This window comes from Treponema bryantii, from assembly GCF_900111035.1.
GTDB classification, from domain to species: Bacteria; Spirochaetota; Spirochaetia; order Treponematales; family Treponemataceae; genus Treponema_D; species Treponema_D bryantii_C.
Map to the genome: position 1 here is coordinate 66,826 of NZ_FOFU01000001.1, position 24,814 is coordinate 91,639.

General features: G+C 39.1%; 21 protein-coding genes, 1 tRNA gene and 1 pseudogene. 15 read left to right on the plus strand and 8 right to left on the minus strand.

Annotation, left to right across the window (positions count from 1 at the left end; translation table 11 throughout):
• Position 1: 1 nt before the first annotated feature.
• The 4 genes from BMY21_RS00335 to fdxA form a co-directional block, all read right to left on the minus strand.
• Positions 2-2,545, minus strand: a complete 2,544-nt coding sequence (locus BMY21_RS00335) for a penicillin-binding protein 1A (RefSeq protein ID WP_074639854.1) — start codon at positions 2,543-2,545, stop codon at positions 2-4.
• A 657-nt stretch (positions 2,546-3,202) separates the two neighbouring features.
• Positions 3,203-4,198: a hypothetical protein gene (locus BMY21_RS00345; RefSeq protein ID WP_074639856.1), complete on the minus strand. Its 996-nt coding sequence runs from the start codon at positions 4,196-4,198 to the stop codon at positions 3,203-3,205.
• Complete coding sequence (locus BMY21_RS00350) at positions 4,195-5,205, minus strand: M23 family metallopeptidase (protein WP_074639857.1); 1,011 nt, start codon at positions 5,203-5,205, stop codon at positions 4,195-4,197. The genes BMY21_RS00345 and BMY21_RS00350 overlap by 4 nt, the downstream gene beginning before the upstream one ends.
• Position 5,206: 1 nt before the next feature.
• A complete protein-coding gene (fdxA, locus tag BMY21_RS00355) occupies positions 5,207-5,377 on the minus strand; it encodes a 4Fe-4S ferredoxin (RefSeq protein ID WP_022931029.1) in 171 nt (56 codons plus the stop codon).
• 121 nt (positions 5,378-5,498) lie between these two features.
• Between fdxA and deoC the strand changes: the two genes are divergently transcribed.
• Positions 5,499-6,236 carry a deoxyribose-phosphate aldolase gene (deoC, locus tag BMY21_RS00360; RefSeq protein WP_074639858.1) on the plus strand — a complete coding sequence of 246 codons (738 nt, stop codon included), beginning with the start codon at positions 5,499-5,501 and terminating at the stop codon, positions 6,234-6,236.
• Positions 6,237-6,333: 97 nt separating this feature from the next.
• On the opposite strand, the gene BMY21_RS00365 is transcribed toward deoC, so the two are convergent.
• From BMY21_RS00365 to BMY21_RS00375, 3 genes are read right to left on the minus strand one after another with little or no spacing between them, the layout of a single operon-like run.
• Complete coding sequence (locus tag BMY21_RS00365; protein WP_074639859.1) at positions 6,334-7,293, minus strand: MBL fold metallo-hydrolase; 960 nt, start codon at positions 7,291-7,293, stop codon at positions 6,334-6,336.
• A gap of 45 nt (positions 7,294-7,338) precedes the next feature.
• Positions 7,339-10,092, minus strand: coding sequence for a transcription elongation factor GreA (gene greA, locus BMY21_RS00370; RefSeq protein WP_074639860.1), 2,754 nt, complete (start codon positions 10,090-10,092; stop codon positions 7,339-7,341).
• A 26-nt stretch (positions 10,093-10,118) separates the two neighbouring features.
• Complete coding sequence (locus BMY21_RS00375) at positions 10,119-11,051, minus strand: tetratricopeptide repeat protein (protein WP_074639861.1); 933 nt, start codon at positions 11,049-11,051, stop codon at positions 10,119-10,121.
• A 216-nt stretch (positions 11,052-11,267) separates the two neighbouring features.
• On the opposite strand from BMY21_RS00375, the gene rpe reads away from it, so the two are divergent.
• The 14 genes and pseudogenes from rpe to BMY21_RS00450 all read left to right on the plus strand — a co-directional run bounded on the left by rpe (position 11,268) and on the right by BMY21_RS00450 (position 24,690).
• The gene (gene rpe, locus BMY21_RS00380) at positions 11,268-11,897 is read left to right on the plus strand and encodes a ribulose-phosphate 3-epimerase (RefSeq protein ID WP_074639862.1); all 630 of its coding nucleotides are present in this window, start codon (positions 11,268-11,270) and stop codon (positions 11,895-11,897) included.
• 5 nt (positions 11,898-11,902) lie between these two features.
• Positions 11,903-12,847, plus strand: coding sequence for a tetratricopeptide repeat protein (locus BMY21_RS00385; protein ID WP_074639863.1), 945 nt, complete (start codon positions 11,903-11,905; stop codon positions 12,845-12,847).
• Complete coding sequence (locus tag BMY21_RS00390) at positions 12,844-14,220, plus strand: hypothetical protein (RefSeq protein ID WP_074639864.1); 1,377 nt, start codon at positions 12,844-12,846, stop codon at positions 14,218-14,220. Before BMY21_RS00385 ends, BMY21_RS00390 begins: the two co-directional genes overlap by 4 nt.
• A 6-nt stretch (positions 14,221-14,226) precedes the next feature.
• Positions 14,227-15,318, plus strand: a complete 1,092-nt coding sequence (locus BMY21_RS00395) for a DUF8514 domain-containing protein (protein WP_074639865.1) — start codon at positions 14,227-14,229, stop codon at positions 15,316-15,318.
• Between the two features lie 109 nt (positions 15,319-15,427).
• Positions 15,428-16,555, plus strand: coding sequence for a recombinase RecA (recA, locus tag BMY21_RS00400; RefSeq protein WP_074639866.1), 1,128 nt, complete (start codon positions 15,428-15,430; stop codon positions 16,553-16,555).
• A gap of 18 nt (positions 16,556-16,573) precedes the next feature.
• A complete protein-coding gene (folK, locus tag BMY21_RS00405; RefSeq protein WP_074639868.1) occupies positions 16,574-17,128 on the plus strand; it encodes a 2-amino-4-hydroxy-6-hydroxymethyldihydropteridine diphosphokinase in 555 nt (184 codons plus the stop codon).
• Positions 17,106-17,927 carry a segregation and condensation protein A gene (locus BMY21_RS00410; protein ID WP_083379613.1) on the plus strand — a complete coding sequence of 274 codons (822 nt, stop codon included), beginning with the start codon at positions 17,106-17,108 and terminating at the stop codon, positions 17,925-17,927. The genes folK and BMY21_RS00410 overlap by 23 nt, the downstream gene beginning before the upstream one ends.
• A gap of 8 nt (positions 17,928-17,935) precedes the next feature.
• A complete protein-coding gene (gene scpB / locus BMY21_RS00415; protein WP_074639870.1) occupies positions 17,936-18,475 on the plus strand; it encodes an SMC-Scp complex subunit ScpB in 540 nt (179 codons plus the stop codon).
• Positions 18,465-19,211: a pseudouridine synthase gene (locus BMY21_RS00420; RefSeq protein ID WP_074639871.1), complete on the plus strand. Its 747-nt coding sequence runs from the start codon at positions 18,465-18,467 to the stop codon at positions 19,209-19,211. The genes scpB and BMY21_RS00420 overlap by 11 nt, the downstream gene beginning before the upstream one ends.
• A 1-nt stretch (position 19,212) precedes the next feature.
• Complete coding sequence (locus tag BMY21_RS00425; RefSeq protein ID WP_074639873.1) at positions 19,213-19,914, plus strand: phosphatase PAP2 family protein; 702 nt, start codon at positions 19,213-19,215, stop codon at positions 19,912-19,914.
• 1 nt (position 19,915) lies between these two features.
• Positions 19,916-22,280, plus strand: a pseudogene (rpsA, locus tag BMY21_RS00435) (30S ribosomal protein S1).
• 30 nt (positions 22,281-22,310) lie between these two features.
• Positions 22,311-23,213, plus strand: a complete 903-nt coding sequence (locus BMY21_RS00440) for a sigma 54-interacting transcriptional regulator (protein ID WP_074639878.1) — start codon at positions 22,311-22,313, stop codon at positions 23,211-23,213.
• A gap of 28 nt (positions 23,214-23,241) precedes the next feature.
• Entirely contained in the window at positions 23,242-23,916 is a 675-nt protein-coding gene (locus BMY21_RS00445; protein WP_074639879.1) for a tetratricopeptide repeat protein, read from the plus strand.
• A gap of 24 nt (positions 23,917-23,940) precedes the next feature.
• Positions 23,941-24,690: a hypothetical protein gene (locus BMY21_RS00450; RefSeq protein ID WP_074639881.1), complete on the plus strand. Its 750-nt coding sequence runs from the start codon at positions 23,941-23,943 to the stop codon at positions 24,688-24,690.
• A 39-nt stretch (positions 24,691-24,729) separates the two neighbouring features.
• On the opposite strand, the gene BMY21_RS00455 is transcribed toward BMY21_RS00450, so the two are convergent.
• Positions 24,730-24,803 (minus strand) — tRNA-Arg (locus tag BMY21_RS00455).
• Positions 24,804-24,814: the final 11 nt, after the last annotated feature.

Here is a 24,814-nt window from a genome sequence, read left to right on the forward strand (position 1 = left end):
TCTAATCCATAAGATAGTTATAGTCAAATTTAGATGCAGAGTTTGAAGTATCCATTTCAGCTTCGTTCTCATCATCGTCATATGTATAATCTGAAGTAAGCGGTGCATTCAAATCAAAGGTAAGCGGAGAAGTATCAAAGTCAAAACTCATACGCTGACCAGATTTATACATTTCTTTTTCAAGACGAATAATTGAAAGAACTGAATTAGAAGTACTTGAATGAATGGGGCAGATTTCAGTAGGCTGAGTTCCTGCAAGATACCACTGTGTTGTTGAACGCTCACAGGAATCTGTAAGAATCATACCGCTGTCTGCACATACAGTACATTCGATAACTCCTTCCAGAGGCTTAATCCAGTCTTTATAAGGAAGATCTGCATGTACCTTATCAAAATATTCACCCCAGGCAAAACCGGCAAGAGTTGCACCTGTAATATTCAAACCAAGAGACTGTCCTGGTCTGTCAAAACCAAACCAGAATGCAGCTGCATAATAAGGAGTAATACCACAAGTCCATGCATCAGCCCAGTTCTGTGTTGTACCAGTTTTACCGCCGGCAGGCATTGTGTAGCGTCTTCCGTTAGCATCTTTATAATCAAAATGCCATTTCTGTGCGCCAAGGGTACCACCGTTATTTACAGTCTGTTCAAGGAGTTTAATCATAACAAACGAAGTTTGAGGTGAAATTACCTGAATCTTATCACCCTTTGCAGCCTGAGCCTTTCTTATGTCGAGTTCAGGATTTAATATTACATTTCCATTCTTGTCTTCAACAGTTCTGATTGCCATTGGTGTAATATCTTTACCACCATTAGCAAAGATTGCGTAAGCTCGTGCCATTTCAACAGGACGAACAGAACAAACACCAAGACCAAGAGGATATACAGGATCGAAACTTCTGCTTTCAAGTTCATTCTGAGGAATACCAAGAAGTTTTGATGCTCTGTCAATTGCTGCTTCAAATCCGATTCCATCAAGAATCTTAAGAGATGGAACGTTCATAGAATGGGTAAGTGCATACCAGAGAGAAACGTTACCTTCCCATTCACCACGGAAGTTTAATGGAATATATGGTTTTCCATCAGCAGTGTGGAATACAACCATACTGTCTGAAATCTGAGTTGTCGGTGTAAATTTGCGTGAGTCAATTGCTGCAGAGTAGTAAAGCGGCTTAAAGGTAGAACCCGGCTGAACAAGCCCCTGAGTTGCACGAATAAGCTGATTGTCAGAATCGAATTTACTTCCACCAACAAGAGCATCTATGTAGCCGTTAGAGTGATCAAGGGCAATCATAGTACCTTCAATTGTGGTCTTTTCTTCATTCTGCTTAGCGATTGCTGTAGCACGGTTTACGATATTAACCTTGAGCTTTTCAGAACCTGTCATAAGAGAGATTGCATCAAGCACAGGGTTAATCTTATTTACATAAGTATTATTAGCAACGATTTCTGTACGCTGCTCACTAACCTTAAGTTCAGGGATATCAAAAAGAAGGGCAAGCATTTCTGTCATTGGAACATAAACATTTGTTGCTACTCCTGTCTTAGAAGAATGCTCTTTCTTATAGCGGCGGTTAGCATCGGCAATATATTTTTCCATTACAGATTGCGCAATCTGCTGATGTGTAAGATTAAGAGTTGTATTAACTGTAAATCCTGAAGTGTAAATATCATCAGAACCGTAAATCATACCGGAAAGCTCACGGCGAACATATTCAGAGAACCATGGCGCTTTATCATCACGCATCATATAGGCTGAAGTAGAAGTTCTTGTGTAGTCAAAGTTAGCCCAGTAATTTTCAAAAGATTCATCTGCTTCTTCCTTAGAAAGGAATCCTGCATCAACCATAGATGACAGAACATATTTCTGACGATCCATTGCTCTGTTAGGATGATCAAAAGGATTATAGAAGGCAGGGTTTGAAAGCTGAATTACAAGAATAGCAGCTTCTGCAGGAGTAATTTCTGTTGCATCATGTCCAAAGTAGTATTTTGAAGCAGCGTTTACACCGTAGGTACCGCCACCAAAGTAAATTTTATTAAGATAGAGTTCAAGGATTTCGTTTTTAGAATAGCGGCGTTCCATCTGGATAGCCCACCAGAGTTCCTTAAGCTTACGGATTACAGATTTATCAGAACGGTCACAGTAAAGGGTTCCTGCAATCTGCTGGGTGAGGGTAGAACCACCACCAAGAGAACGGCCGGTAAGTATACCGGAAACACCACGCAAAATTGCTTTAAGATTAAAGCCGGCGTGAGAGAAAAATACGTTATCCTCACGAGTAATAAGTGCATCAATCATCTGCTGAGGAAGATTGTTGTAGGCGATGATTTCACGCTTTTCATCTGAAGCGAACTCGGTGATTACTTCACCATTTATATCAAGCAGCTTTGTAGGAAGAGCGGTATCAAAATCGGTTATATATTCAGAATTAATTATATTGCGGGTTTCAGAAACTGACCATCCAAGAAAAAGTCCCATGACAATAGAACCAAGAAAAAACAACGAGATGATCACAATTCCAGATTTCTTAATTTTCATCATATTTTACCTATTATAGTAGAAAATCTCAAAATAGTGAATAGTTACAACTTATAGGCTCATATCTTAAAAATACCAGATGTGCGGGTCCCAGCGACGGCAAAACCGAAAAAGTAATCCCCCAGGGTGCCCCAGACTCCTCGTTTTTGCTTCGCAAAAACTTGTCGTAACCCTGGGACCCCCTTTTTCGTTTTGCCTGCGTCCCACACATCTGGTATTTTTAAGAAATAATCCGAAATCTCATAAATAACTATTTCGAGATTTTCACTTTTTACCAATAGAGAGATCGAGACTTTTTTCTAAACGGAAATTGCCTTGAAAACATAAAAAAAGTGGGACGCAGGCAAGAAACGATAAGGGGGAACCATCAGCGGCCGTGCGGGCGAAGCAAGCACGGGTAAGCGAAAGATGGGGGATACCTTATCGTTTTTGCCGTCGCTGGGACCCGCTTTTTTTATGTTTTCAAGGATAGATGTCTGAATTTAAAATAAAAAAGGCTCGGAATAGATCCGAGCCATGCCCATCAGGCAATCGGGAACATGGGTGGGAGGGGAAAATGTTCCCGATATATTTATTATCGACCTCACCCCTCAAAATCTTTAATCGAAATATAAAAAAATATGAAAGAAAATAATAAAAGATGTTGATTAAGAAATAACTCTAGTCTTCAGTTATCTGTAAATCTAAAGCGAAATTGGCAGTATAAGTTTTGCCCTTTATGGCATTTATTGAACGGAGAATCTCATAGTCTCCGATTCTGACCTTGAGTCTATGTTCCCCCTCTGTAATTACAAATTCTTTACCGAAAGTTGTACATTTTACATCATCAAGCAGAACATCAGTTCCTTCTGGCGCAGTGATGAGAAGGGTAGGCTCAAGACTCTTCATTTCAACAGTAAGCTCTGTAGTTTTTGCACGGTCAATGCGAACTGTGCGAACTTCGTTTCTGTAAGCTTCTGAAATAATCGAAATATCATGAACACCAGTGTCCAGAAGAACCTTAGAGTGTTCATTGAGTAAAGTCATCTTATCATCAATAAAAATTGTACAAGGAGCAAGCTGTTTTTCAGATGAAACAAGCTTAAAAGACAACTGGCCCTTATTCATAAGAATAGGTTTTACTGTAATAGGCACAATTGCATTAAGAGTTTCTTCTGGAACACCTTTCATTACCGGCTGAAGTCTTACAAAAATCATGTTTTTGGAAGGCGTAATGACAGTATCTACCTTTGTAGTATAATTATTTGATTTTATGGAATTTTCGCTTTTAAGTGGAATCTGTAGTACCCATGAAAGCTTGCCGGGAAGTGTTCTTACATAAGCCCTTGTTCCGCTATAGTCAATTTGAGAAGCTTTTGGTGTAGGAGTGATATTTGAATATACCGAACAGGCTACAGAATCTGTCCACGATGCAACTGTTTCTGGAATCTCAAATTTCAATTCCAGTCCTTCAAGGAAGGTCTGGTCTGCAGGAAGTGTAATGGCAAGAGCTTCGTTGATACCAAGTTTTGCTGTTCCTTCTGATTCTGCAGTCTGTACAACTGTAAGCTCATGTACCTTGCTTACACGGAAACTTTCCGCATTTAATGCGGTAATTCCCGAAATCAGGAAGAGAGAAAACAGAGCTTTTTTTGCACAGAATATTCTATTCATCATTCTTTAATATTCAGTTTATTTCGCGGGTTTTCTGCCTTTCCACCCTGTCTTATTTCAAAGTGCAGGTGAGGGCCGGTTGCTTTTCCCGTTTGTCCTACAAGTGCTATTACATCACCTTTTTTTACATACTGATATCTGTCTACAAATATCTTTGAAAGATGTGCATAAACACTTGTCATTTTTCCCTGATCATGGCTCAGAATTAAATAATTTCCGAATTCAGAATCGTTTTCGATAACTGCATAAACAGAACCGTCTTTTATGGCATAAACAGGAGTGCCTTCAGAAGCTGCAAGATCAATACCATTATGATTCTTCATTTCACCGGAGAATGGATTTTTTCGTTTACCGAATTCTGAAGAAACCCAGAATGAATCATTATCCAGCGGAAGTCTCAGGGCTGAGTCGAGAAAATAAGCTCTTTCTGTGGGGGTGAATCGCTTGCTGCGTAAGAACAGATAATCTCTTCCATTTATTGTATAATATATGTTGCTTTTTGTTAAGGTTTGAGTGCTGTAATTTTCCTGTAAAAGTACTTCAATTGAATTAATTCCGCGTTCAATTGGGATAAAAATACCGTTAATAACAGGAATAATCAGTGTTTTGCCCTTTATATCATCCTGTGCATTTTCAATCTGATTAAGGGTAGCAAGAGTTTCCTGCCAAATGCATGTTCGTCCAGCAATTCCCTGGAAAGTAAAGCGTTCGTTGTTTGTGTATTTGAAAAACATGATTTCCGGTTCGCGGCCGGCAGCAATAAGCTTGCTGTTATTCTCTACAATACTGTTAAAATCCTTAAAAACCGTGTTCGCGCGGGAAGGTTCTATACTTTCTATTTCAGGAAGTTTATCTTTTTCTATGATGATTCTAGGAATACCGTCTTTCTGCGCCTCTGTTTGAGTCTGTGCAGAAACGGCAAATGTAAAAATGAGGAAAAATACAAAAAAGTTAAAAAAACGGGGCAGTCTTTTAAAAGATAGCCCCGTTTCGTAGTTTATAGAAATCAATCTATTCTTCTACAATTGCTTCTGCTGGACATGAAGCTGCACACGATCCGCAGCTGATGCACTTTTCAGCATCGATAGCGCGAGCGCCGTCTTTTTCAGCAATTGCTCCTACCGGGCAGTCCGGTTCACAAGCTCCGCAGTTTACACACTGGTCGGTAATCTTAAATGCCATATTTGCTCCTATAAATCACCGCATAAGCGGTTATAAATAAATATAGTAAAATAATACAACAATAGGTGAAAATTCGCAACTGATATTTGAATAAATCTCTGTTGTAAAGTATAATGCTGCTATGACTAAAGAAGAACTCGCAAAATATATCGATCATACACTTCTCGCTCCTCAGGCAGGAATCAGAGAAATAGTACTTTTGTGCCAGGAAGCAAAACGTTATGGATTTGCTTCTGTTTGTGTTAATCCAGTTTATGTATCTGCAGCTAAAGATGAACTTAAAGATTCTGGTGTTAAAATCTGTACAGTAGTTGGTTTTCCACTTGGTGCAACAACTACTAAAGCTAAAATCAGTGAATCAGTTGATGCTATTGAAAATGGTGCTGATGAAATTGATATGGTAATCAATATTGGTGCCGCTAAGGATTGTCGTTTTTCTGAAGTTGGAACTGATATTATGGGTGTTGTTGATGCCTGTAGAGAAGCCGGCAAAAAGCTTGGAAAGACTATTGTTGTAAAAACAATTCTCGAAACATGTCTTCTTGATGATAATGCAATTGTAAACTGCTGTCTCTGTGCTAAAAAGGCTGGTGCAGATTTCGTTAAGACTTCTACTGGTTTTGCAAATCCAAAAGGAATAGACGGAATGCCTCTTCCAAATGGTGCAAGTGAATCTCATGTTAAGCTTATGAGAGAAACTGTTGGTGATGATATGGGTGTAAAGGCTTCTGGAGGAATCAGAAGTGCAAGAACTCTCATTACAATGCTCGAAGCAGGAGCAAGCAGAATCGGAACATCAAGTGGTGCAAAGATTCTCGAGAACTGGGATGAAACTGTTCCGGTTGAAAATAAGTATTAGCCTGAAATCGAAAATCCGTTAAAAATTGGGCTGCGACAGCGGGCCAATTTAGGATTCTCGAAAGAATGGCTCAGAGGCAAGCTTTGCTTGCCGACTGTCACGGTAAGTAGAAATACAACTTGTTGTTATCTACTTCCATTCTGATTTCACGTGCGTCGTGCATAACTGCAATATATGATTTTATTGTAGAATGCACGAGCATATACTGACTCAGCGAAAGCTGCATATCATTTTTATCTGCAACATATTTTACAATCTCTTCCACCGTAAGTCGTTTCTTTGATTTTAAAGAATCAAGAATACAGGTTCGTGTAGAAATAATTGCAATTTTATTAAGCTCTGCAGCTTCATTTATATTGCGTTTTAAGAAATCTCCATGACTTGGAATGCACCATTCAACATTTTCAAGTGCACAAAGCTGGTCCAGAGAATCCATATATTCAACAGGATTCATAATAAGAGGAATCCAGTGATTCATTATTTCATTTCGAGGGAAAATATTATCACCTGGGAAAATTATTTTGTGACCATTTTTTGTTGTTATGATGGCACCTAAAGCTTCGTAGCTGTGGCCTTTTAATTCAATGAACGAAAGTTTGCGGCCACCTGATAATTCAATAACATCATCTTTTGAAATAAAATGTTCTACTTCAGTAGAAGAGGGCATAAAGAACAGAGTTCTCAATTCATGAGGAGGAAAACCGCCCCAGAGAACAGAACTTTGAATAATTGGAGTTTCCATAGCTCCCTGTTCATGCTTTGCAGCCCAAACCTGACAGCCTGTCTGTTCACGTAAAAAAATATGGGCACCGCAGTGATCAGCGTGCCCATGTGTGGTGATAATTGCTTTTAAAGTAAAAGTCTGTCCGAGCTGTTCAAAAAATGCCTTGAGTACATCAAAGACGTATTCTCCGTCAATTTCTGTACAGCCGGAATCTACAAGATAAACTTCAATTCCAGAGTTGCTTTCATTTGTGATTACACCTACATTTGTTGTTGCTGGAATTACATAAACACCTGACGATAATTCAATAATTCTTGCAGTAAGGTTATCCAATTGAAAACACCTCTTAAAAAAAGCCCGCTGTATGCGGGCGATATATTAGAAATTCTTAGCCTTGTTGATTGCTTTAATTGTGAAGTCATAGTTATGTTCGTTGATTACGAACTTAGCTGTGTCTCCAACCTTCTTGTCGAGAATAGCATTTCCAAATGGTGACATGTAAGAAATGATGTTGTTCTCTGGATCTGATTCCCATGGTCCAAGAATTGTATAAACTTCATCTTTATTTTCGATGTTGTTATGCAATGTAACTTCTGTAGCGAAAGAAACAATTGCAGTTGTACTTGTTGTAGGGTCAAAGATAACGGCGCGGTTAAGTTCTTCCTGAAGCTTAGAAAGTCTGAGTTCAAGCTGGTGTTTTGTTTCCTTAGCAGCCTGATATTCAGCATTTTCTTTAAGGTCTCCCTTAGCCTTAGCATCTGCAAGTTCAACCTTGTTCTTTTCAAGCTGAACATTCTTGATGTCGTCGATTTCTGCTTTCTTTTCTGCAAGCTTCTTAGAAGTTACAATCATGCCCTTAGGCTGTGTAAGTTTTTCTTCAGATACACGGAACTTGAAGTCTGGGTATTTCTCAAGAATCTTATTGCGGGCTGTTGATTTGTAAGAAGGATCCATATCAGCTATATCATCAATGAGAGTGTACATCTTCTTAACAGTGTCTTCGTCCTTAGAGAACATGTATTCAAAGATTGTATCGCTTTCAAAGAGAAGCTCAGTTGCTTTCTTGTTAATCTTCTTGTTTTCTGTTGTATTAACGTGGTTGTTGATTTCGCGGAATGTAAGCTCAATAATGTTGATGAGTGTAATGAGCTGTTTTTCGTAAGAAATATCAGCAAGTCTGAACCAGTCATAACCCTGACACTTTTCGAAGAAGAAGAGTACTGTTTCGCGGTAATCTTTGTATGCTTCGAAGCTTGTCTTAGCAAGTTTCTGAACATCTGCTGTGAATCCTGCATTGATAAGCTCGTTGATAAGCTTCATATCGAGAACTGTAGGGAAGAGGCGGATGTACTGTACGTTCCAGTCTGGAAGCATCTTGATGCATTCAAGGAAATCTGCCTTAAGGTGAGTATTCTTAGAATCTTTGAGTTCTTTGAAAAGCTCACGTGGATCTTCGATGTGGTTATAGATTTCTGCAAATGTTTCTCTAACAGGGTAGAGGAAGCGTGAATCCTGTGTGCTTACCTGGCGAACGATAAGATATGAAGCAATTACCTGCTCTGTAATCTTTGAAATATTCTTGAGGAAGCTTGTGAAGTAAGCGTACATTTCTGCAAAGTTGTCGTTTGTGCGGTCCATTTCTTCATCATTGAAGAACTTCATGAAGATATCTGCACGAGCGAAGAACTGCTTCTGAGCCTTGAACTCGTTGGCAAGCTTTTCAACAGGAGTAATATTTCCTTCACGTACTGTGTACATGTTGATGTCGTTAGGATTTACACCAAATACAGGGTTAGTTTCAAGAATCTTCTTTGCTGCTGCATTCCATGATGTCCATTCGCCGGAAGTAAGAATTCCGTATTCTTTCTTTGTTTTTCCGTCTTTTTCTGTAACTGTGCGTACAAGTTCGTTTTTGATTGTCTTAAGGTCACAGTTGTTGTCGTAGCTCTTAATGATAGTCTTAAGAGTCCATTCCTTATCTTTCTTGATTTTGTCAGCGAGTGGAACTTTCTTGTCGCCTTCTTTTACATAATTGAGGGCTTTGAGTACCCAGATATGATCTTTTGCAAGTGGTTTAAGGGCAGTTACAGCCATAGAAAGCTTAATTTCGTGGATACCAGCTGCCTTACCGAAGTTGATTGTAAGGGTATCGTTATCAAGGCTCTTGATGATACCTACGCCCCAGTTTCTGTGGAATACGAATCCGCCCTTATCAAAAGCAATGTGTTTTTCAAAGTCGCTGATTGCTTCAAATACGTTTCTGTAGCTTGCAGAAAGGTTTGAAGAACGGATGTAGTCTTCGAGGTGGCTGTGTGCAGCATATTTACCGCGGAAACAGTCTGTGATTTCCTTTCTTGCCCATGTATCTTTTGGATCTATTTCGAGATTCTGCTTAAGAATGATGATTGCAGTATCCCATTTCTTATTGTCTTTATAGTAGTTGTAAAGTTCCTGCATAAGAGCTGGAGTTTTAAGTTCGCCAATCTGCTTAGAAATCTTTCTTCTGAGATTCTGGAAGAAGTCGAACTCTTCAGGCATAAGCTGTACGAGTTTTGACCATACTTCTTTACAAGCGTTGTAGTTATTTGCATTGATGTAGCGGAGGATAGCTTTCTTGTAGTAGCTGATTGCATTGTCTTCTGCACCAGAAGCTTCGTAGTGCTCAGCGAGCTTCTTGGCAATATCAGCTTCTTCAAAGTCTATGCGTACGATTTTTTCGTAAAGGTCCCAAACTTTGCTGTCATTTTCAGTTTCGTAGCTTTCTGCAAGAGTTCTGAGGGCAAATTTATTGTTTTCGTCATCAGCAAGAATGCTTTCACAAAGGTAATTTACAATGTTTTCCTTGTGGTTCTTCTGGAAAATATCAACAAGTGTTACAAGTGCTGAGTTATCAAGTGAACCATTCTGTAAATCAAGGATTCCGCAGATATAGAGAGCAATGATACTGTCCTTAGAGTGAGAAAGGTGCTCCTGACATACTTCATGAACCTCTTTGATAATTCCTTCGCTCTTAGCCTTTTCTACGAGGTCTGCGAGTTCCTTGAGGTTATTCTGTGTGTAGTTACTGATTGTTGCACGAGTCCAAGTCTCTTCCTTGAGCATGTCCTGAATTGACTGCATTAAATCTGCCATTGTAATCTCCTTGTCTGGTCGCTGTGTTATTTTATGTACATTTCGTACACAGCAGAATCCAGAAGTTTAATTCTTAGTAACACTTCATTAATCTTGGCCTGAGTTTCATTTGCCAAATCATAATGATCCATAAGCCAGAAATAACAGTTGAGCATACGCGGTACAAGAATCTCGCTGTTGCACGATGGATCCTTGATTTCATTTTCCATTGCGTAAATGTCTTTTTTAAGTCTGGCAACTTCCTGGGAAGTCAGCTCTCTCTTTATGTTGAACACTCCGCCGAGAACTCCGTAAACCGGAATCCAGTATTGAAGTGCTTTGCCTGAATAGCCTTTGCTCTTTGTCTTTTCAATAAGGCATTTTATGAGCTCTGAATCAAGAAAATCCAGGTCGATGCTGTCCGGATCGGCAAAAAAAGCTTCTCTGTACAACACCTTTCCAACTCTGTCTTCGCCGCAAAGTGAGAAACAGTCTGCAAGCTCTGCAAGCACCGAAGAAAGATTCGGATATATATTGTTTGCTTCTGTAAGAAAAGCCCGTGCATTTTCGAAATCTCCAAGCTTCTTGTAACAGATGCCTGTTTTTTTATAGATTTCTGCTTTCTGGAGCGGGTCTTTTTCCTCCAGCATCTTTTTGTATTCTTCCAATGCGTTCTTAAAGAACCCCTGCTGAACTGCAAACAGGGCAGGTTCATAAGGAGTGCTTTCGCGTGAAATGTAATCCTGAAAGTTTTTCCATTCCAGAAGTATGTTTTCGCTGCGTTCAAAAGAATCTTCAAGACTTCTAAGACGCTTAATGGAATCAATCCAGAAGACGCAGCACTTGTTCGTATATACAAGCTCAGTGCTTTCAAGATCATGCTCGAAGAGAGAACTTATGATTTTTTGTGCCTCTAAAGGATTTCCCTGCTGCAGAAAGCCCAGGGCAACCTTAAGTTCAGCTTCTGTCTGAAAGTCCATAGTGTCTATTTTTAATTTTACACAAGAACGGGGATTTTAGTCAATAAAGTTTATGAAAAATTGCGAAAATTGGGACAAGATTTATACAGCGAAAGTTATAATCTGTCAAGTAAAAATTTTCAACCTTTATGCATTTTTTTAGTATTGTTTCAATTTTGTAATGATTATATAGAAAATATTGATGATTGTGTAATTATCTGTTAAAATAAAATTCAAATGAAAAATCAGGTTTTAGCTCCATCGCTTCTTTCTGCTGATTTTGCAGAGCTTGGAAACGAGATTAAAAAAATAGAGAATAATAATGGAGGAGCTGTTCATATTGATGTTATGGACGGTTCTTTTGTCCCGGAAATAACTTATGGTGAACCGGTAATCCGTTCTATCAGAAAGCTTACAAAACTACCTTTTGATGTTCACCTCATGATTGATAAGCCTGAGCTTCATGTAGATTCTTTTGCACAGGCTGGTGCCGACTGGATAACCTTCCACTTTGAGTCTACAGCACATGCACATCGTGTAATTCAAATGATACATGAAAAGGGTAAAAAGGCCGGTGTAGCCATCTGCCCAGGAACTCCTGTGTCTGTACTGTCGGAAATCCTTCCTTGTGCCGATATTATATTAGTGATGACTGTCAATCCCGGTTGGGGAGGACAGAAGCTTATTCCTTCCTGTGTGGAGAAAGTTGCCCAACTGAAGAAATACAGAGAGGAGCATGGATTAAACTATATGATTTCTGTGGACGGCGGTGTAAATAATGAGACTTTGGGCTCTGTAATAAATGCCGGCACTGATATAGTTGTTTCTGGTTCCTGTTTTTTCAATGGCAGCCTTAAATGGAGTTGAGAAGATTGTTAAGAAGATTTAAGAAGTATACTGCTGCTGCAGTTATTTGTGCATCTGTTTTTATGTATGCAATGGCATCGGAGTCTGCATCATCTGCTTTTGTTGAGGCCTGCAGATCTTATACCAGAGGTGACTGGTCAGATGCAAAATTTATGCTGAAAAAAGCTGTCTCATACAAAGAAAATCTGAATCCAGATACATATTTCATGCTCATAATGGCAGAAGTGTATGACGGTGATAATAAAAGCGCTCTCGATGATTGTAATTTCTTTCTGGAGAATTTCCCGGATTCAATGTACTATTCCCGTGTTTATTACCAGAAAGGCAAGCTTTTGTATTCATTGGGTGAATATGAAAAGTCTGTCGTTGTTTTGAGTGATTTCTGTCATCAGTACCCGGATGACGAATTGTATTCCTTTGCACTTTTCTATATTGGTGAATCACTTTTTGCAGGATATAAGTATGATGAGGCCGGCTCAATTTACGAGCGCATTGTAACAGAATTTCCTGAATCGCCAAAAACTCCTGCTGCTCAGTATCGTCTTGAAACAATACTTCAGCGTGGAAGGGAAGAAAAGCTTTTGTATCTTCTGAAGCAGACTGGAGAAGAGTACCTTGCTGCAAAAGAAGAGTATGAGCGCCAGCTGCGTTTGTATAATTCAGAGGCTGTTGATTCAACAAGACAAAAACTGAGCGCGGCTCAGGCAAAGAATGAAAGTCTTGAAAAACAGGTTGCTGACCTTGAATTGCAGATTGCTGCATTAAGAGACAATCAGGCTGAAGCAGACCGTATAATTCAGGAGCTGAGGGAAGCTGGTGAAAAAGATATTCCTGATCCAGAACCTTTTGATGAGAAAAAATATCAGTTGAAGCTTCTGAAACAGAAAGCATTGGAAGCTCAGAGAATACTTGATGAGAAGAATACTGCTTCTGTGATGGAGGGAAAATGAAAAAGATAATTTATTCTGCAGCAATTGTTTTTATGCTTGCCGCTGCAGTTTCCTGTAAATCTACAAAAACTCCGGCTCCGGCTGAAAATGAAGAGGCTGCTGTAGTTGATGAAACTCTTACAGATGCCGAAGCTGCTGATGAACTTGAAGCTGCTGAAGATGACGCTGAAGAGACTGAAAAAGAAGATACTCAATCGGCAAAAGATACTTATGATTTAAGTTCAGCAACACCTAAAGATTTTACCGGCTGGATTAAGTCATCAAGAAAGAATGTAAAGGAAAGTATTGGTAATATTCAGATTAAAATTAAGTCAAAAATCGGCTCGTATACTATTTCTGCTTTAAATGAAGATGGAAAGCCTGTTTCGGTTTTGTCTAAAGCAAATGAATATGTTACAAATGCCTTTTATCTGAAAACTTCTAAAAAGATTTATAATCTTGTTACAGACGGCAATGTTCATTCAGCTGCAAGACGTACTTCTGATGGTTCTTTAATTATGTATGAAATCCCTTCAGTAGCACAAATGACTGTTAATTTTTCATGTTTTGCTTCTGAAAAAGACAAAGATGCTGATATGATTAAAGTAACTGCAAGCATTAAGAATGTTGGTACCCGTACTGACGAATTTGCTTTTAAGGCAGTTATGGATACTGTGCTTGGAGAAGCAGCAGCCTATCATTTTTATACTTTTGAAGATATTCCTGTGAAAAACGAAGTTCTTTACAGAACTCTTCAGAATCAGAAATGGTTTGTTTCTAAAAATCAAAATGCTTCAATGCAGTTCTTCTTCTCAGGCGCAGATTGTACGGAACCTTTACTTGTAGCACTGGCAAATTATTCAACTCTTGAAAGAAAAACCTGGGAACCTGATATGCTCAGTTACAGAGTTTTTGACACTGTACTTTCATATAATAACTCTGCAGTATGTGCAGTTTGGAAGCCTGTAAAACTTGCTCCATCAGAATCTGAAAAGTTCATTTTCTATATTGCACTTTCTGGAACAGCAGTTCCTGCAACTGGAGATAAATTTATTTACAGTAAGGAAAATACAGAAACTCCAGAGGAAGAGGAAAAACTGATTCCTCAGGGTGTAGAAGTTATAACTGGTGTTCCTGGAGTAGAGGGAACTCCTGTTACAGAGATAACTGAAAAAGATCCGTTTGTGCCTTCACAGACAGAAAAGATGTCAGAAGATTCAGGTGTTGATTTTTATATTAAGAATATGACAAAAGAGCATCTGACTACTGAATACATACAGTCTCTGCTGGATCGTATTGCAGCGCTGGAAGAGGATTCTTCTTCTTTGAACAAGCAGGAACTTCTTCAGTTGAATGCTGAGCTTGATGCAATTTTAACTTATTTGAGGCAGTAGTTTTTTATGGCAAAGGATGCACTTACTCTTGCCTGGCTTGATATGCGCCGCAGACGTTTTGCTACTGCAATCAAGAGACTTGAGGCTAAGAAAGACATTTATGAAGAAAACTTTGAGTATTATCTTACTCTGGGAATCGCATGTCTTTATGTTGGCGACATAGGTGCAGCTTCTTCATATTTTCAGCTGGCGCGAAGAATAAAACTTACAGATACAAGACTTCTTCTTGGTCAGGCTGCAATTTTTCTGCGCCGCGGTGATACAGCCCGTGCCCTTCAGTATTATCTTGAAATCAAAGAAAATGATCCTCTGAATAAAACTGCCGACAGCGCAATGGAATTTATCCGTGTGCATGGTAATTATGATACAATCTGCCGCTGGGTAGATACCGGTCGTATTGAACAGTTCTATCCGCCGCTTGGTTCAAATCCAGACCGCATTGTAGCTTTTGGAATTACCGGCGCGGCTTTTATTCTCGGTATAATTTTTACCTTTATATTTTTCCCGAGAGGGCAGCAGTTTACAGGTCCACGTGCAGATTTAACAAAACTTGAACTGTCTTCAGAAGAAAAATCAGACGCAAAGGAAAAAGATCTTTCTACACAGTCTTATGCCTTTGTACTTTCAAATAAAGAAATAAATAAGCGCTATAATAACGCACTTCAGTATTTCCAGAATCACAGGGATAATGCTGCGCAGATAGAGGTAAATATGATTTTGAATTCAGATGCCTCTGTTGCAGTAAAGAAAAAGGCCCGCATGCTTATGGGCTATTTTGAAATCCCGGATTTTGATACAATAACAGATGTTCCTTCTTACGCAGATGTAGCAGCAAGTCCTCTTGTGTATCTTGACTGCTGGGTAAACTGGGGCGGAAAGATTTCAAATGCCATTACATATGAAGATGGCTCGTACACCTGTGACCTGCTTGTCGGTGATGAAAATCTTTCTAAATATGAAGGAACGGTGAGAGTTCGTTTTACTGCAGATCCTGGTGTGGATGCCGGAAAGCCGGTGCGCATTCTTGGAAAAATTGTTCTGGAAGACGGAACAGTTTCTCTGGCTGGCCGTGCAGTATATAAAAGTGTTTACAAATAGTAAAACATATAAAATGCAAATTTTTTGAAATTTATTTAAAAATCTTTCTAAAAAATTGCATAAAATCGTTAGGTTTAGCCCATATTATATGTGGGAGGAAGGTGGCTAAATGGCAACAAATGCAAATGCAAGTCCGATGGATCAGTCGGAAAAAATGAAGGCTCTGGAGGCGGCTCGTCTTCAGATTGAAAAGCAGTTCGGCCAGGGCGCAATTATGAAGCTCGGCGACAAGGCTAATGTGGCGGGCATTGAAGTAATTCCTTCGGGCTCAATTCTTCTGGATGAGGCTCTTGGAATCGGTGGTTATCCACGCGGCCGTGTAATCGAAATGTATGGTCCGGAAAGTTCTGGTAAAACAACACTCGCACTGCACGCAATTGCAGAGGCTCAGAAGCTTGGCGGTGTTGCAGCATTCGTAGATGCAGAACATGCTCTGGATCCTGTTTATGCAAAGAACCTTGGAGTAAATATTGATGAACTCTGGGTATCTCAGCCGGATACTGGTGAACAGGCTCTCGAAATTACAGAGAATCTTGTACGCAGTGGCGCGGTAGATGTAGTTGTTGTAGACTCTGTTGCTGCTCTTACACCTGAAAAAGAAATTGAAGGTGAAATGGGTGATGCAGTAATGGGTATGCAGGCTCGTCTTATGAGCCAGGCTCTTCGTAAGCTTACTGCTATTATTGGAAAATCAAATTGTATCGTAATCTTCATCAACCAGATTCGTATGAAGATTGGCGTTATGTTTGGAAATCCTGAAACCACTACTGGTGGACAGGCACTTAAGTTCTATTCTTCTGTTCGTCTTGAAATCCGCCGTACAGAAACTATTGATGGTAAGGGCGATGAGGATGCAATCGGAAACCGCGTACGCGTAAAGATTGTAAAGAACAAGGTTGCGCCTCCATTCAGAAAGTGTGAACTTGATATTTACTTTGGAAAGGGAATTAACGCAAGTGCTTCACTTCTTGATTCAGCTGTAAAACATGGAATCATCGATAAGCGTGGTGCATGGTATACAATGGGCGAAGAAAAAATCGGCCAGGGTAAGGAAAATGCAGTTTCGTTTATTGAACAGAATCCTGAAATTGCGGCTAACATTGAAGCTAAGGTTCGCGAGATTGTATTCCCGGGCCAGGTTATAGAGAAGAAGGACGAAAAGAAAAAGAAGTCGTCAACAAAAGCTGAAGCTGCTTCTGCTGCTGGAGAATCAAGTCTTTTCGACGAAGGAAAATAGACGGATTGTTATAGAAAGATGAAACGTGTCTTGCTTGGGCTTGGTTCCAATAAGTCATTTAATGGTCTTACTCCAATGGAGCTCCTTTCTCATGCGGGAGAGGAGCTCTCTCGTCTTATGAAAGACGTACATTTCAGTTCCGTTTACAGAACTAAGGCAATGTATGTAGAAGATCAGGAAGACTTTTATAATGCTGCAGCACTTGGCTGGGTCAGCGATGATGAAGATGCGTTTGACTTTCTGCATAAGATAAATGAAATAGAAGCAAAATATGGCCGTGACCGCAGCCGAGAGGTTCGGTTTGGCCCACGTTCCCTCGATATTGATATTGAGTTATTTGGGGACGAGCGGATTGAAACACCTGAGCTTCAGGTTCCGCACATCAGAATGGAAGAAAGAGCATTTGTTTTGATTCCTTCTGTTGAAGTTTTAAAATATTCTGCCGATGAAATAGTTAGGGAAAAATATATAAATTGTCTTGCCGCACTGGAAAGTAAGGGTGGGGCAGAAGGAATTATAAAATTGCAGGCTTTCCCTAAGGCGGTAGAAAATGGAACAGATAGAAAATGGTAATGCAGGCGGATCTGGAGAAACAACAGTTGCAGTAAAGCATAAGTATAAGGCCGGAGAGTTTGAAGGGCCTCTTGATTTGCTTTGGACACTTATCCGCGAGAGTAAAGTAAATATTTACGACATTCCTATTGCACAAATCACAGAACAGTATCTTGAATATCTTGATTACGCAGTACAGACAGATCTTGGAGACCTCTCTGAGTTCTACAGCTGGGCTGCAAAACTTATCTATATTAAAAGCCGTATGCTTCTTCCTGTAGAAGTTGCTTATGATGATGAGGATGAAGAAGATCCACGTCAGGAACTCGTAGACAAGCTTATTGAATACCAGAAATTTAAGAAGCTTTCAGCACTTATGGAAGACCAGGAAGATGATTCAGAATGGAACTTTGAACGTAAGAAGATTCAGAGAATGCTTCCTTTTGATGAGTCTGAAGAAATGTGGGAAGAAGTAGATACCTGGGAACTTCTCCAGCAGATGCAGGATATCTTCAAATCAATGATGAAACAGTATTCAAATGAAAAGATTTTGAATATGTACGAAGAGATTTCTGTAAATGAAAAAATCACTCTTATGAATGAACTTCTTGAAGATAAAAAAGAATGTCTGTTTACTGACCTGCTTACCCGCCCGGGAAATGAAATGGACGTTATCTGTGCCTTCATGGCAATTCTTGAAGCTGTAAAATTTAAAATGATTACCATCTTCCAAAATAAGCTGTTTGGTGATATAAAAATATGCGCGAGGGAAGATAATTCAGGTTATGTTCCAAGCGAAGAAGAACTTACAAGCAATTAGGTTGGATAATGGATTTTAACAAAGAGACCGCTCTGGTCGAGACTATTTTATTTTTGGAAAGCGAACCTCTTACCGCTAAGGTGCTTTCCAATAAGGCACAGCTTTCAGAGGAAGTAGTAGAAAAGTGCCTTGAAAAATTAAAAGAAAAATATGAAGCAGAGGATTCGGGCATTGAGCTTGCCATGATTACCGGCGGCTGGTGCCTTGCTCCGAAAAAAGAATATTGGGAAGTTCTTAAAGAGTTTTACGGTTCAAAACGTGAGGGCCGTCTTTCTAAATCTGCAATGGAAACTCTTGCAATTATTGCCTATTCCCAGCCAATTACCCGTGCAGAAATTGAACAGATTCGCGGTGTCGGTGTAGATAATATGATTCGTCTTTTAATAGACCGCAATCTTATTAAGGAAGTCGGAAAAAAAGAAGCTCCTGGCCGTCCTACACTTTTTGGTACAACAAAAGAATTCTTAAAACTGTTCCGTCTTAATTCTATCGCAGAACTGCCAAAGCTCGACGAAGACGAGCAGGAGAGATTCGAACTTGCCCGCTAGTGATTTTATTAAAAAAGAAAAAGAAGAAGTCAGATTACAGGCTTTTCTTGCACACTGCGGAGTTGCCAGCCGCCGTGCATCGGAACAGATTATTCTTGATGGCCGTGTAGCTGTAAATGGCGTTGTTGTTACAGAGCTTGGTACTAAGGTAAAAGAAGGTGATAAGGTTACAGTAGACGGAAAACCTGTTCATCTTGAAGCAAGAAAGTGCTATGTACTTTTGAATAAACCTGCAGGCTTTGTCTGTTCTGCCAGTGATGAAAAGGGCAGACAGGTAGCAGCAGATCTCCTTAAAGATTCCTATAAAGAACGTCTCTATAATGTCGGCCGCCTAGATATGTATTCCAAGGGCATGATTTTGTTTACTAATGACGGTGATTTTGCTGCAAAACTCAGCCATCCTTCAAGTCAGATTGAAAAAGAATATATAGTAGAAACAAGTCAGGACGTAACAGAAGAAACTGCAAAACTTCTGGAAAAAGGTGTTCGTGTAGACAACGTATTTTATAAGTGTGTTCGATGTCAGGTTCTTAAGCCTCGCAAAATCAAAATCATTTTGATTGAAGGAAAGAACCGCGAAATCCGAAAAATGCTTGAAAGTCAGAATATCGGAACCCGCTCCCTTGTTCGTGTAAGAATTGGTAATGTAAATCTTGATGATTTAAAACCTGGAGAACACCGAGACCTTACTCCAAGAGAAGTAAAAGGTTTACTCGAAATGTGCAAAGGTGAATAATATGAATAAAAAAACTCTTTTTAAATACATCGCAGTTTTTGTTTTTGGTGCTGCGTTAATGTGTACTGCTACTCTGGCAAAAAAATATAGAAAAGCAATTGAATGGGATGGAACAGCTTATAACCTCGAAAATGTAAATCCTGTGGATGCAAAGCTGGCACAGCCATATAACAAATCTCTCGACAAAACTGGAGATGCTTTTGTTGGTCTTATGGGATTGATCTGTTGTGGTGTAATTGCATTTGCTTTTTTTACTTCTGAAGATAAAAAGAAAGCTTTTAATAATGCTGTTATTGATGTGTATACCTTTATGATTTGCGGTTTTTATGCAAATGGTATTTACAGAATCTTGAAAACAATTGTTGGAAGAATTCGCCCGTATATGTATTTTGCTAATCCAAGTGCAGAAGGAATTGCAGAGGGTGATTTTTTCCGTTCATGGCCAAGTGGACATACTTCAAATGTTTTTCTTGTACTTGGTTTTCTGGTTGCATGGTTTACCTTCCGTGATGCAGAATCAAAACTGAAAAAGCCTGTTCTTACAGTTTCATTACTTGTGTGCCTTACAACAATGGTTTTGAGACTTTTGAGTGGAAATCACTTTCTGACAGATGTTCTTTCGGGAGCTGTTATCGGATTTGGAATAAGCTACGGAATGGCGTGTTTATGTAATAAGATAAATGATTATTCAGGAGAAAAATAAGATGATTATTGCAATTGATGGACCAGCAGGAACTGGTAAAAGTACTATTGCTAAAATGCTTGCAGAAAAACTAAATATTACCTTTTTGAACAGCGGCGGATTTTACCGAACTCTCACAATGGCTGTTCTTGATGCAGGAGTTGATTATAAAGATGAAAAAGCAACTCTTGAATTCTGCAAAAAACAGAAAATTGAATATACAAAAGAAGGTCATTTTATTTTGAATGGCACTGATGTTACTGCACATCTTCATGATGACAGAATTACAGCAAACACTTCGCAGGTAAGTGCAATTGTAGAAATCCGTCATCTTGTTAATGACCTTATGCGCGAGATTACAAAATCTCTCAGCATTGTCTGCGAAGGCCGCGATATGACAACAGTTGTATTCCCTAATGCAGAAGTTAAAGTTTATCTTGATGCTTCTGCTGAAGTTCGTGCACAGCGCCGTTTTGATCAGGGTGTAAGCGACATGACTTTTGAAGAGATTAAGGCTGCAATCGAAAAACGCGACGAAATGGACAAAAATAAGAAGGAAGGTTCGTTAAAGATAGCAAAAGATGCGCTTTATATAGATACTTCTAACTTGACGATAGACAATGTTTGTGCGATAATAGAAAAACAAATTTCATAAAAATAAAGGTTTTAGAATGGAAGAAATGGAAGTGGAAAAGGAAGTATCCCAGAACTCCAAGGGAGACTTTCAGACACAATTAGAGGAGTCCCTGAAAGAATTTAATGCACCACAGGCTGGTCAGATGGTAGAAGGTATCGTAGTACAGATTACCAACGACTATGTTTATGTTGACATTGGAGACAAGTCAGAGGGATTGATCCCTACAGAGGAGTTCGCAGGCGACCTGCCGAAAGAAGGGGATAAGGTTCAGGCGTTTTTGTCAGGACACAATGCAAATGGTCCTGTATTGTCAAAGAAGAAGGCTGATTCTAAGCGCTACATGAAAGAGATTCAGGCAGCCTGGAAAGACAAGACACCTGTTGACGGTGTTATTGTTAAGGTTGTTAAGAGCGGCTACGAAGTTGATCTTGGTATTGACCGTGCTGCGTTCCTGCCTATCAGTCAGGCTGATGCAGAAAAGATTGAAAAGCCTGAGTCATTGATTGGTTTAAGATCTAAGTTCTATGTTGAACGTCTTTATTCAGATAACAAGCTTAATCCTGTAGTAAATCGCCGTAAGTATCTTGAAGAAGAAATCGATGAAAAACGCGATGCATTCTTCAACTCAGTACAGATTGGTGATTCTGTAAAGGGTACAGTAAAGAGCTTCACAAGCTTCGGTGCTTTCATTGATTTGGGTGGCTTTGATGGTCTTCTCCACATCAACGATATGAGCTGGGGTCACGTAGCTCGTCCAAAGGATTTCGTAAAGAAAGGTCAGGAAATCGAACTTAAGGTTATCCGCCTTGATCCAGCTGAAAAGAGAATCAATCTTTCTCTCAAGCACTTTGCTGAAGATCCATGGATTCACTTTGAAGAGAAGTATCATGTTAATGACATCGTAAAGGGTAAGGTTACAAAGCTTACTGAATTCGGTGCATTCGTTGAACTCGAAGAAGGAATTGAAGGTCTTGTACATATTTCTGAGTTCTCTTGGACAAAGAAAGTTAACAAGCCAGGTGATATGGTTTCTGTAGGTCAGGAAGTTGAAGCAATGATTCTTGGTTATGATATCCAGGCTGGTCGTGTTTCACTTGGTTTCAAACAGGCTACAGAAAATCCTTGGGATTCAATTGCAGAAAAATATGCTGTTGGAACAAAGATTAAGGGTAAGGTTGTAAAGATTACAAACATCGGTGCATTCGTTGCTCTCGAAGATGGAATCGATGCTTTCCTCCATGCAGATGATATTTCATGGACAAAGAAAGTTCGCCATCCAGGCAGTGAACTTACTGTTGATCAGGAAATCGAAGCAGTTGTAATTGAATGTGATCCTGAGGCTCACAGAGTTAAGATTGGCGTAAAACAGCTTACAGACAATCCTTGGAAGGAATTTGCTGAAGAGTATAAGCCAGGTTCAACTCTTGAAGGTGAGATTACTTCTATTACAGATTTCGGACTCTTTGTAAAGGCTCCTAACGGAATTGAAGGTCTTGTAAACAAGGCTAACCTCAGTGACGATAAGGATGTTCCATTTGAAGAGGCTGTAACAAAATACAAGGTTGGCGACAAAATCAACGTATTCGTTGTTGACGTAAAAGTAGACAAGGAGCAGGTTGCATTCTCTGTACGCGAGTTCAAGAGAAAGCAGCAGCGCGACGAAATCTCTCAGTATATGTCAACTTCAAATGACGATGATGACGGAGCATATACACTTGGAGATATGTTGAAGTCTCAGAAAAATGACTAATGAATAATTAGTTATAAACTGCGGGTGGGAATGGAAAAGAAAGTAACTCCTTTTGCGGGGCAAAGTAGTTTTGCAAAGGAAATCAGCACGCTTGTGCAGACTCTCTCTGGTAATAATGCTTCGGTATTGTTGATTGGTGAAAAGGGAACGGGCAGGCGTCTGATAGCTCAACACATTCATTCCCATTGTGACGGTTATTTTTTTGAGATAAACTGCAGGTCGTTTACAGAAGCGCAGGTAATAGACAGCTTTGAGAATGCAGGCCGTATGATTTCGTATGGTCAGCGAATAACCTTGTTTGTCAGTTTTACAGATGCACTTTCCATGGCTATGCAGACTGCTTTTCTTGAGATGATTAAGAAAACAGCAGAAAAAAATCTCAACTTAAAAATAATCTGTGCAGCAGAACGTCCGTTAGAAGCATTAGTTTCTGCGGGTGTTTTTTTATCTGAGCTTTATGCTAGGCTTAGTACGGTGGTATTAAATGTTCCGCCGTTACGCCAGAGAAAAGAAGATATAATTCCTATAGCACAGGCTTATCTTTTACGTTTCAGCAGAAAGTCTGGTTTAGGTTTTACTGAATTTTCAGAAGGCGCAAAAGCCGCATTGCTTAACAGTTTCTGGCAGGGAAATGCAGATGAGCTTATAAACGCCGTACAGCGTGCATTTATTGTAGGTAAACCGCCTGTAATAAGTGAAAGTGATTTAGGCTTTATGCTTGGAAATCCTGCTGTGGGCGAGACTGTTGAAGCCATTGGAAAGGATGGCGGAGACAAATCTCTTAAAACTGCAATAGATGCTTTTAAGCGTGAATACATCATAAGAATTCTTTCTGAGAATGGCTGGAATCAGACAAAGGCTGCAGCAGTACTTGGAATACAAAGAACTTATGTAATAAGGCTTATGAATGAGCTGCATATTGACCGTAAATAAAAAATTAACGAATTGAGGTTTATATAAAATGGCAGATTTTGAAGAACAGACTGCAAGTAAAAAACTCGCAGGTTTTATTGAAAAACGCAAGGTAGCATTCATCGCAACACTTATTGTATTTATCTGTTTGTTGATTGGTTATGTTATTTTTGCAAATGTTGCTAATAACAATAAACTTAAGGGCTTACAGGCAATCGATGAGATTACTTTTGAAATGACAGACAAGAGTTCTGGACTTGAAGAAGCTGAAATCTCAGCAAGACTTAATACAGCTTTTGAAAAAGCATCTGCTTATACAAAGAAGGGTGGAATTGTTGGTGCTCGTGCAAACATGCTCTGTGCTGACATTACATATCAGCAGAAAAAATATGCTGAATCTGCTGACTTCTGGAAAGCTGCTGCAGAAAAAGCAAAGAAGACTTATATTGCTCCTTTGTGCTATTTTAATCTTGCTGCCTGCTATGAAGAAACAGGTAATAATGAAGATGCTGCAACTTATTACAAACTTGCTGCAGATGACAACAGCTTTGTTATAAGAACACATGCAATGTTCAGCTATGGCCGCCTGCTTGAAGCAAAAGGTGACTATGCTACAGCAGCAGCTGCTTATACAGAGCTTAATGACAATTTTTCTGATGATTCATGGGCTGATCTTGCTAAATCAAGACTTATTGCTCTTAAGAAAGACGGAAAAATCGAATAAAAACCATTCTGAAATTTGATATATATGAATAAGGTATTCTGTAAAAAAAGATTTTTAATTTCTTTTATTCTTACAGGATACCTTATTTTATTTAACACGGCCTGCGGACTTGATACTTTTTATGTAATAGATGCTCCCTATCGTGTTTATCATGCTCCTGAATATGATGAGCTTGAATATACTCCAACAGAAAACTATTTTGAATTTGAAACTGAAGATCATGAATATGATGGAATAAAATTTATTGGTACTGAGGTTTATTATAAAATTTATAAAAGTGATTCTGAACTTAATTCAGCTGTTAATGTTCTTTGTGATATCGCAAACAATGAAGAAACTTCTTATAATGCGCCTACAAAGTTAATTGATACTTATAAATATGTGCCTTTATTAGCTGCCGGTCATACAGGTGAAAATATCCTGCTTCCAGCATCCGGTTCAAATCAGAGAGTTTATATAAGACTTAGTAATATTGGTGAAGAATATCTTGCAAGAATATTAGTTAATAATAATAATATTTTTGGTGATGCAAACATAGTTATTCCAGTAAGAAATATTACCAATCATTATTCTTTTAATTTTAAGGAATTACCTTCCGATCAGCTGCCACAAGAGGACAGCACTTCTAATCCTGATTATAATTATTCCGGTTCATCAGATGGTGAATATTTATATGTTGCTATGTTTGCAGTAGCTGTTGCACAGGATAATACTTATGCACGTATATATAGTAACATTTTATATCTTGGATCTGTTGCTATTAAAATACAATAATTTAAAATAAAAAAAACTGCCGTATAAGGCAGTTTTAAGTGACGCTTGGCAGAATCGAACTGTCGACCTACTGCTTAGAAGGCAGTTGCTCTATCCAGCTGAGCTAAAGCGCCGAAGTGATATT